Source organism: Rheinheimera sp., assembly GCF_020217005.1.
GTDB lineage: Bacteria > Pseudomonadota > Gammaproteobacteria > Enterobacterales > Alteromonadaceae > Pararheinheimera.
On sequence record NZ_JAIWOI010000173.1, the window covers coordinates 1 to 10000 of the forward strand.

A 10000-nucleotide genomic window follows, 5' to 3' on the forward strand; every position below is an offset into this window, starting at 1 on the left:
CAGCGCTTTTTGTTTTGTCATGTACAAAGGTGAAGCTTATAAACCAACCAATACAGGCCGTTTGATTGCGGATGTCGCACCGGAAAACTTTGCTTTTGTTTGGGACAGAACCCAACCCGAGCCAGAACTTTTAACTTTGCTGCAAAACCCTCGGTATGCCCCTGTAGTGGTATTTCCACAACAATACGCTGCGCCAGAACGCTGTATAGATCAGCTTGAGACTGGGGAAAAAATCCCACTCTTTGTGATGTTGGACGGTACCTGGCGCGAAGCGAAAAAGATGTTCAGCAAAAGTCCTTATCTGGATGCTTATCCTGTACTGGGCATTCAGCCGGAGAAAAGCTCTTTATATCAGCTGCGCGAAGCCGCACATGCACATCAGTTGTGCACTGCAGAAGTAGGTATTGCCGTACTGGAACTGGCTGGAGATCATCAGGCAAGCGCAGATTTGGCGGCCTATTTCACTACTTTCAGACGTAATTATATTGCTGGTAAACCTCATTTAAACTTTGATTTATAACGCCAGCCAGCCAGGGCCCCGCTTCTAACGGCAAGTCATGACCTGCGTCTGTATAGGTTACCAGCGAAGCATTAAGCGCCTTGGCTAAAGCTCTGCTGCATTGAGGTGAAACCAGTTGATCGGCCAGACTAGACACAACAAGCACAGGACAGTCTGGTTGCTGCATGATACGAAAACGACTTGCGGCCCAGAGTTGGCGTAATGCATTGATACGACTAACCGGAGCCTCTATGGCCCATTGCTGCCATAGTTTTAGCAACTCTGGCTGCACAGGCGAATTCACTGTCATTTGCCAAATCAGCTCTTCGCGCCGTAACGGCCCTGCCAACAAACACAACAGAACTTTCAAATAGTTACGCGGATGCAAACGTTGCCAAAACGGGCTTAGCCCCGCACTACTGCTATTAATTAATATCACAGACTTTACCTGTTGTGGCGCGGCAATAGCCCAATCCAAAGCCAGCATTCCCCCCATGGAAATTGCCAGTAAATGCACGGCCTCGCCCTGATACTCTGGATAACGCTCTGCCCACTGTTGCTGCAATTGTTGGCGTAAAGCCGGCACAGAAGCAGCGGACTTTTGCCGGAACAACGAGCCGCAGCCCGGCAAATCAAGAGTACAGACCGGCCGCTGCAGTTGCTGACTCAACAACAGTGGGACATGATGCCAATGTCTGCTTTCGCGCAATAAACCGCGTAGCAACAGTATAGGGTTTTGTTCAGAACTCAGTACCATAGTGCCATAGCCTCTTGTCTGAGCATGCGTGGAAACATAGCCCGTCGCCAGTGTTGATGAGAAGTAGTAGCTGCAATCAAAAAATGAAACAACGTCAGATGAGTCCGCAACACCCGTTTTACCCTGTGCGGTTTGACCGGATGAAACAAGCCTAAACTGGATAACAATTGAAACGGGTTTTTCCGCACCCAGTTCCAGGACCCCATTTCCAGTGTGAGCGGTAAAAACAAATTACCAGACTGCAGTGACTCATCATACAGATAGTCCCATAAATCACCGTGACACAAATAATGTAAAGACTGAGGCTCAAACTGATACGCCTGGTGCGGATAACAATCAAACAACAGCTGGCGCAGCCTGTATAACTCAGCCAAGTGTGGCAAAGGTTTACGGCTTTTAGCATAAGGGAACCAGATCCGATCGACCTGACCAAAACCGGAATGGCAATCCAGCACCAGACTAAAGGGGCTGTGAAACAACTTTTGCCGTACTAAATCAAACACAACCTGACATTCAGCCTCAGGCTGTTGTGGGTTACCTCTGTACCAGGGCAAACGCGGTGAATAGCTTTGCCCGCCCACTAAAAAGGCAGCTTTATCTTCACAATGCACAGGGGCATTGCGCATTAAATCCACGCCATTGCCATTACTCCGGCTGTGGTTAGCCATGCCGACAGGATTAACCATAGGCAACAACAGCAGATTTAGCTGATTTAACTGATGTTCTAAGCCATGATCCCATTCCAGCCGCTGCAGCAGGCTTTCCAGAAAGGCGATCAACACTGCAGATCCTATACGCTCCAGTCCATGCACGCCCCCTGTCAGCAGTAGTGTAGGTTTAGCAGGGTCAAATGTCGCCAGTTCAATCAGATAGCTTGGAAAAGATTGCCCTGCGGAACTAAAACGCGCCAGCTCTGACGCTTTTACCGCTTTGGGTAAAGTTTCTATCAGCGCTTCCAATCGGATCAGTTCAGGTAACAGCAGGCGGGTTCTTTTGCTTTGCACAGTCTAAGCCGGTAAGTTGAATTCTCCACAGAATAAAAGTTTAACCTCAGCTTGTTTGACTTTTTTTGATGAACTTTTAATGACAAGTATGGCCTGAACAAACCGGGATAAAAGTCTGGTAATACAGACTGTTGCAGAGCATACTTTTATTCAGATTCAGAAGGAGACTATCATGCGTTTTGCCCTTGTACTGCTGCTGGTGTTACTACAAAGTGCCTGTGCTTATAGCAAAGTAGGTTCAGATGAATGGTGGTATAACAGAATGCAGCGAGACCACAGATCGCAGTGCAACCAGCTTCCAGCCCAAGTCAAAGCCCAATGCCTGGAACGGCAGGCAGGCAGTTATGAAGAGTATTTAAAACAGCAAAAAGCGCAGCAAACACAGCAAAACTAGAGCACCAGCTTCTGAGCTAAAAAGTCGATGAAACAGCGCACTCGCGGATTTGCTTCTCCTTCACCGTAATACACAGCATAAACTGGCATCAGTACCTGTTCGCGCAGATGCTCCAATACGGGTACCAGGCGTCCGGCCCTGATATCTTCTTGTGTCATAAAACCAGATAAGCAGGCAATACCATTGCCATATAACGCCAGTTGCCTTAGGGTTTCACCACTGTCTGCTGAAACATAAGGCGTAATTCGGTAAAACTCGCCCTCACTATCTCTGATCGGCCAACGATTTAACTGCTCTACAGAACTAAAACCTAAACAGCGGTGTCTGGCTAAATCAGCAAGGGTTTCAGGGGTGCCAAATCCAGCCAGATAGTCCGGACTCGCCAACAAACGGCGGAATCCGCTTCCTAGCTTTCTTGCTTTTAAACTCGAATCCGTCAATTCGCCAAAACGTATCGCGACATCTACCCGTTTTTCGATCAAATTGATAAATGATTCTGAGGTATCCAGCGTCAATTCAATTTCCGGATACAAGGCCAAAAACTCAGAGATCAGAGGAACTAACTGATGCAAAACAAAAGGTGTAGCTGAATCAACCCGTAACTTACCAGTTGGCTTGTGGCTACGGTCCATTAAAAAATGATCAGCCTGAGCTAACTGACGCAAAATACTGCAGGCTTGCTGATAATACCATTCGCCCTCAGAGGTCAGTCTTAAGCTACGGGTAGTGCGCACCAGCAAAGCAACGCCCAAACGTTGTTCCAGTTGCTTAACCCTGCGGCTAATCACCGAAGTTGCCTGACCTAGTTGATCAGCGGCCGCCGTAAAGCTACCGGTTTTCACTACAGTGACAAAAGTATCCAGCTGTTGTGTTTGGCCCGCCATTATTGCCTCCAAAGCAATAGATATTTTCAATTACCGCTATTTTTCACAATAACAAAGTACAGCACACTAGCGCCACTTTAAATATGCGGAGAAATAGTATGCCACTTGCTTTATGGGCCTTAACCTTAAGCGCCTTTGCCATAGGCACCACTGAATTTGTTATAGTGGGCTTATTACCTGTAATAGCTGCCGATCTGGCAGTGTCTTTACCCTCAGCCGGCCTTTTAGTCAGTTTGTACGCCTTAGGCGTCGCTATTGGAGCGCCAGTATTAACAGCCTTGAGCAGTAAAATGCCACGTAAAACTCTGCTGGTTGGTCTAATGGCGCTTTTTACTTTGGGGAATATGTTAGGTGCTATGGCGCCGGATTATTATTCACTGATGCTGGCCCGGGTTGTCACTGGTATGGCACATGGGGTGTTTTTCTCCATAGGGTCCACTATTGCGACCAGTCTGGTAGCCAAAGATAAAGCTGCCAGTGCCATCGCCTTAATGTTTACCGGTCTAACTGTAGCTTTGGTCACTGGAGTACCGTTGGGCACTTTTGTTGGTCAGTATCTGGGATGGCAAGCGGTTTTTTATGCAGTGGCAGCATTAGGTTTTATCGCCATGATAGGTTCAGTTATTCTAGTGCCTAATCATTTAGCCCAACAAAAATCTGCCAGTTTTGCCGAACAGATGCAGGTATTGACCGAACCCCGCTTATTAATGGTTTATGCCAAAACAGCTTTGGGTTATGGCGGTAGTTTTATTGCCTTTACTTACCTCGCCGCTATCCTGCAGGACGTGTCGGGGTTCAGCACTGACCATATAGCGCTGCTGATGCTGCTTTATGGCGTATCTGTGGCTGTAGGTAATATTTGGGGCGGAAAACTGGCTGATAAAAAGGGCCCCATAGCTGCGCTGAAACTGATATTTTTAGGCCTGGCAGCCGTGTTGTTGCTGCTAAGTTTTACCGCACCTCATCCCGCGCTGGCAGCCTTAACCGTATTGTTGTGGGGCGCTGTGGCCTTCGGTAATGTACCAGGCTTACAACTATACGTAGTACGTCAGGCTGAAGTCTATACGCCAAAGGCTGTTGACGTAGCCAGTGGGCTGAATATAGCGGCCTTTAACCTGGGGATAGCATTTGGTGCCTGGGCTGGTGGCCTGGTCGTCAGCCAATGGGGGTTGATGTTTACACCATGGATAGGAGCTTTGATTGTGTTGCTGGCCTTTGGTCTGACTCATATCAGCGGTAAGCTGGACCAAAGACTAATGGCTCAGACTGACTGATCTCTGAAGACAAGCCTGATCGTTACAGACCAGGCTTGTTGGTTAAATGGATACGATAAAAATCCACCATTTCATTTTTATCCGGTACCAATACCTGGCCATCCTGCTCAAAACCCAGTTTCTGCAGTAAAGCTCTGGACGCCAGATTAGCAGGCGACACTATAGCCACCAAAGTTTTTAACGCCGTATGCTCAGCGGCATAGGCCAGCACTGCTGTTGCAGCTTCATAAGCATAGCCCTGCCCAAAAAATTCCGGCAGATAGGCATAACCCAAATCCGTCTCACTCAGAAAATCACGTTTGATTAAACCACAAAGCCCAATCGCCTGACCTTGATGATTTTCCACTAACCACATACCGTAACCGTGCTGCGCATAACTGGCAATAGCACCCTGCTGCAGGTTTCTCTCTGCATCTTCTACAGTCCGGACGCCCTTATCACCTATATGTTGCAGGAAACTGGGTTCATTATATAAACGCAAAGCAAAAGCAGCGTCCGTAAGTTGAAGTTCTCTTAAGATCAAACGTGCTGTCTTACTAATCAAAGCAGCCTCCCTTTTACTAAAAATGAAGGAGCCATATTCAGGCTCCTTCATCAACGGCTCTTGGTTATTAGTTTTTTTCTTGCTGCTTTTCCAGGCGTTTCTCCCAGAAAGTCGCATTTTTAATACCTAATTTCACAGGGTCAAAACTAATAGGTCCACCGCTCTTCTTTTGCTCTTCATAATCACGCAAACAACGCATTGTCGGCTTATACATAAAGAAGATCACCAAAATACCAATGACGTTAACCCAAGCCATAATACCTACACCCAGATCACCAATGTTCCAGATGTATCCAGCACTGTTGACCGTGCCATAAGCCACCATAAACATTAGCAACAGTTTGAAAACAAGACTTGGCAACTTATTGTTAAATATACGATTTAAATAAGCGACGTTAGTTTCTGTAATGTAGTAATAAGCCAAAATGGTGGTAAAAGCGAAGAAGAAAATCGCAAGTCCGGCAAATACCTGACCAAATTGACCAAAGACACTATGCAAAGCCATTTGAGTAAAGGCAGGAGAAGCCACTACAGTAGCCGGATCTATATTCTGCATTATCATAGTGCCGGTACCAGTCACAGCATTAAAATCTTCAGTTTGAATATTGTATTGCTGGGTGATCAAAATCATTAAAGCTGTTGCTGTACAAACGAATAAGGTATCAACATACACAGAAAAGGCCTGGACTAAGCCTTGCTGAGCAGGATGTTCTACTTCAGCGGCGGCGGCAGCATGTGGACCAGTGCCCTGACCCGCTTCATTAGAATAAATCCCCCGTTTTACCCCCCATCCTATAGCAGCACCAAAACCTGCCTGAGCAGTGAAAGCATCACTGAAAATCAGGCCAAACACAGCCGGAACTCTGTCAAGGTTCAGGAACACCACGATCAGCGCCAGTACTATGTAGCCCAAGGCCATAAAAGGCACAACAATTTGGGTAAAGTTAGCAATACGCTTGATACCGCCAAAAATAATGAATGCCAAAATAATCAGAATAAAAGCTAAGCCAATCAGCTTATTACTTCCTACTTCACCAAAGCTGGTGATTACGGCTGTACCTTCGCCAAAAACCTGAGTGATCGCATTACCAACTGCATTGGCCTGAACGCCGGGTAAAAATATGCCACAACCTATAATGGCAGAAATGGCGAACAATATACCTAACCAGCGCCAGCCCAGGCATCGCTCAAAATAATAAGCCGGGCCGCCACGGTACTGACCGTTTTCTTCCACTTTATAAATTTGACCTAAAGTCGATTCAACATAAGCAGTGCTGGCACCTAAAAAGGCTACTATCCACATCCAGAATACTGCGCCTGGCCCGCCAAATCCTATAGCGGCAGCCACACCCGCAATATTACCTACGCCTACGCGGCCGGAAAGAGACACAGCCAAGGCCTGAAATGATGAAATACCTTTATCAGATTCACTATTATTCAGCATCAGTTTGCACATTTCTTTGAAATGACGCACCTGAGCAAAACGGGTTAATATCGAGTAAAACAACCCTGCACCAAGGCAGAGGTAAATCAACGCGGGGCTCCAGACAATGCTGTTTAGCGTACTAATAAAGCCTTCCATTTCCCTTCCTTATAATTATTCTGAATTTAATTTTTCAAACGCCGCTTAATTTGCCATATCAAAAGCAGAATAGCTATGTAGCTAGCTGGTTTCCCAATGTTCTGCGTCAGACTGCAAATCCAAGCTCATTTTTACCCGGAGTTTGTTTAACATCACAACGATAACGCAGGCCAAAGCGGACTACTATTGTTATTTTTTCATTTATCTTTCAATTCTGCCTGCTGCAGGATAAAAATAGTGCAGACCAAAACCCACTGGTCACGACTTAGGGTCCGGTGGCCAAGACTTGCGAATGCCCGCCTGAAACTTATGGTTATACTGACTGGCGCAATGATAACAGGAGTGCCCGGTGTTCAACTCTCAACTAAAACTTTTGCTGCGCTACCACTGCCTGTTCTGGTTGATTATTTTCGCTTTTAGTCTGTTTGCCTGGACCCTGGAATTATTAATCTGGCATAAAGCAGAAGCTTTAAGCTATTTAGGTATGAGTTTTGTCAGTGATGCTGCGGCAATGCTGGTCACCGGAGCGCTGTTGATCTGGTCTCAATATAAAATTAACCAACATAATTTTTCAGTCTGGCAATTGGTACTGGCAGCCGCCTTGGTGACTTGTATTTATGTGCCTCTGGAAAACGCATTTTGGCTGATCCCGATGAAACAGGAGCATTTCGATCCGCGTTTCTTATTAAGCAATTTAGATAGCAACACTCTGGCATTTTTTGTCTGGACAGCCTTGTATCTGGCGTACATTCTCAACCAGCAACGGCATTTGCGCCTGGCGGAATCAGCCCGCTTAAGTCAGAAAATTCAACAGCTTGAATTGCAGGCATTACGCCACCAGCTCAATCCTCATTTTACTTTTAATGCGCTGAATTCGGTTTGTGCTTTGATTGAGGCTGAACGTTTTGACGACGCGGAACAGATGTCCGAGCAACTAGCGTCTTTTTTACGCTACTCTCTGAGCACAGCTCCGGACAGTCTGGTGAAACTTGCAGATGAGCTGGCCGCCATCGAGGCTTATCTGGCGCTACAAAAAACCCGATTCGGAAACAAACTCAAAGTCGACTGGAAAATTGACCAGAATGTCCGACAGCATTTGATCCCAGCGCTGTTGCTGCAACCACTGGTCGAAAACGCCATAAAATATGCCGTAGCCACTCAGCAACAGGGTGCAACTATCACCATAGCAGGACAACAACACAACGGTCAGCTCTGTCTGCAAGTAGAAGATGATGGCCCCGGTGAACAGGCCATTAAGCTGCAGGGACAAAGTTCAGGTGTGGGCCTGACCAATATTCAAAATCGCTTAAGTCAGCATTTCGGCACTACCGCAAGTTTAGTAGTTCAAGCCAGGCAAAAAGGATTCCTGGTCAGCATTCAACTGCCGTTACAGGGAGCTGTCGGATGAATTCAGCTGTCCCCTTCAGTGTTAATAAAGAAAGGTTTTGGTATTGGCATTTGGTATTTTGGCTCACCTATTTATTGGTCAAATATATTCATCTGGCGGTACTGGTGCCACTGGAGAACCATGGCAGATCGGTATTTCCGTATCTGATGATTTACACGCTGATCAGTGCGGTAAATTTTACTGTAACTGGTTATCTGGGACAAAAAGAGCTGGCGCTGGCGATCAACATCAAACAACAGGCATTGCGACTGGCGAGGTGGTTGATCCCTCTTTGGTTGATATTAACTCCGGTACGGCAGCATCTGATGATGAATTATGCCCTGATGCCGTCGGAAACTGACTCTGTGCTGCGTTATGCGCTGGCTTTTAATCTGGTACTTTTGCCAATAGCAGGCTGGTTTGCGCTGTTTTTAGTCTACAAAGCTAACTTACTCAACAGAGCTGAGTTCAGGCAACAGCAGGAATTAGCAAGACAAGCCAGAATGGCTCGATTAAAAGTACTGCGCTATCAGCTGAACCCACATTTTATGTTTAATACATTAAATGCTCTTAACTCGTTGATAGTACAGCGTAAAGGGCTCGAGGCAGAAAATCTGATCCTGCAGCTCTCCACCTTCCTGCGACATTCATTAAAAAATCACACTGAACATCTTATCCCTTTAAGAGAAGAGTTGGACGCTTTAGCCTCTTACCTGGCGATACAGCAAGTACGTTTTGGCGACAGGCTGGAAATTAACTGGCAACTGGATGAACAGGCGATGGAGCAGAAAGTACCGCCTTTATTGCTGCAACCTCTGGCAGAAAACGCTGTGAAATATGCCGTGTCTGAGCTAAAAGGCCGAGCCTGCATAGAGGTCGAGGTGATACAACAAGGTTCAGTTTTACTGCTAAAACTTTCAGATAATGGTCCAGGCACTCAGTTAGCAGCAGGGTGGCCACAACAAGTCAGTTTTGGCAGCCTGCATAATCTGGCTGAACGTCTGAGTTTGTTATTTCATGGTAAGGCCAGCTTAAGCTTCAGCCAACAGCAGGATAAATTTACCGGGCAAATCTCTTTACCTTTGGAGCTACTGCATGCAGCAGATTAAAACTGTAATAGCCGACGATGAGCCATTGGCCATCAGCAATTTAAAAGCCAAACTGGCCACCTACCCTAATATTCATATCGATGCCTGTTTTGATAACGGTGACGAAGTGCTGGCTTATCTGCAGAAAACAGAAGTTGATCTGGTATTTTTGGACATCCAAATGCCGGGAATTAAAGGTATTGAGGTGCTCAAACAACTGAACAAATCTTCTGCTATGGCAGCTCCTTTAATTATTCTGGTGACTGCTTATGACAATTACGCCTTTTCAGCTTATGAGCACTTTGCCTTTGATTATTTGCTCAAACCTGTTTCACGCCAACGCCTGGCTCAAACCCTGCTGGACGCTAAAACTGCCCTGGATAAGCAACAGGATATGCCCGTTGCTCAAGTCCACAGTAAACTTACCTTTAAAACCGGGGCCTCAACTTTATTGTTGGATGATATTGAGATTCTGATGATTGAAGCAGCTGGCAATTACATGTGTGTTTATACTTTAAGTGAAAACCTGATCATTCGGGAAACCATTAAAGAGCTAATGCAAAGATTACCATCTCAGTTTGCTCAGG

The 10000-nt window shown here is 46.2% G+C and carries 11 protein-coding genes; 6 read left to right on the top strand and 5 right to left on the bottom strand.

All coding sequences use genetic code 11. The features are described 5' to 3' along the window. On the top strand, positions 1-520 hold a 520-nt coding region (locus tag LDL40_RS08440), incomplete at its 5' end, for a tRNA-uridine aminocarboxypropyltransferase (protein ID WP_300994829.1). Here LDL40_RS08440 and LDL40_RS08445 read toward each other — a convergent pair. Both LDL40_RS08445 and LDL40_RS08450 read right to left on the bottom strand, forming a co-directional pair. Then, positions 471-1256 carry an alpha/beta hydrolase gene (locus tag LDL40_RS08445; protein ID WP_300994830.1) on the bottom strand — a complete coding sequence of 262 codons (786 nt, stop codon included), beginning with the start codon at positions 1254-1256 and terminating at the stop codon, positions 471-473. The genes LDL40_RS08440 and LDL40_RS08445 overlap by 50 nt on opposite strands. Next, positions 1247-2260 (bottom strand): DUF2817 domain-containing protein, encoded by a 1014-nt coding sequence (locus LDL40_RS08450; RefSeq protein WP_300994831.1) that lies wholly within the window; start codon positions 2258-2260, stop codon positions 1247-1249. Before LDL40_RS08450 ends, LDL40_RS08445 begins: the two co-directional genes overlap by 10 nt. Positions 2261-2432: 172 nt before the next feature. On the opposite strand from LDL40_RS08450, the gene LDL40_RS08455 reads away from it, so the two are divergent. After that, positions 2433-2654, top strand: coding sequence for a hypothetical protein (locus LDL40_RS08455; protein WP_300994832.1), 222 nt, complete (start codon positions 2433-2435; stop codon positions 2652-2654). Here the strand turns inward: LDL40_RS08455 and LDL40_RS08460 are convergent. Then, entirely contained in the window at positions 2651-3538 is an 888-nt protein-coding gene (locus LDL40_RS08460) for a LysR family transcriptional regulator (RefSeq protein ID WP_300994833.1), read from the bottom strand. The genes LDL40_RS08455 and LDL40_RS08460 overlap by 4 nt on opposite strands. A 98-nt stretch (positions 3539-3636) precedes the next feature. Between LDL40_RS08460 and LDL40_RS08465 the strand changes: the two genes are divergently transcribed. After that, positions 3637-4812 (top strand): MFS transporter, encoded by a 1176-nt coding sequence (locus LDL40_RS08465; protein ID WP_300994834.1) that lies wholly within the window; start codon positions 3637-3639, stop codon positions 4810-4812. Between the two features lie 22 nt (positions 4813-4834). Here the strand turns inward: LDL40_RS08465 and LDL40_RS08470 are convergent, their stop codons facing one another. After that, a complete protein-coding gene (locus LDL40_RS08470) occupies positions 4835-5356 on the bottom strand; it encodes a GNAT family N-acetyltransferase (protein ID WP_300994835.1) in 522 nt (173 codons plus the stop codon). 67 nt (positions 5357-5423) lie between these two features. Continuing rightward, the gene (locus tag LDL40_RS08475) at positions 5424-6938 is read right to left on the bottom strand and encodes a sodium:alanine symporter family protein (protein ID WP_300994836.1); all 1515 of its coding nucleotides are present in this window, start codon (positions 6936-6938) and stop codon (positions 5424-5426) included. A gap of 349 nt (positions 6939-7287) precedes the next feature. Between LDL40_RS08475 and LDL40_RS08480 the strand changes: the two genes are divergently transcribed. From LDL40_RS08480 to LDL40_RS08490, 3 genes are all read left to right on the top strand, one after another. Further along, positions 7288-8346: a sensor histidine kinase gene (locus tag LDL40_RS08480; RefSeq protein ID WP_300994838.1), complete on the top strand. Its 1059-nt coding sequence runs from the start codon at positions 7288-7290 to the stop codon at positions 8344-8346. Beyond that, entirely contained in the window at positions 8343-9434 is a 1092-nt protein-coding gene (locus LDL40_RS08485) for a sensor histidine kinase (RefSeq protein WP_300994840.1), read from the top strand. The genes LDL40_RS08480 and LDL40_RS08485 overlap by 4 nt, the downstream gene beginning before the upstream one ends. Then, on the top strand, positions 9421-10000 hold a 580-nt coding region (locus LDL40_RS08490), incomplete at its 3' end, for a LytTR family DNA-binding domain-containing protein (RefSeq protein ID WP_300994841.1). The genes LDL40_RS08485 and LDL40_RS08490, both read left to right, overlap by 14 nt.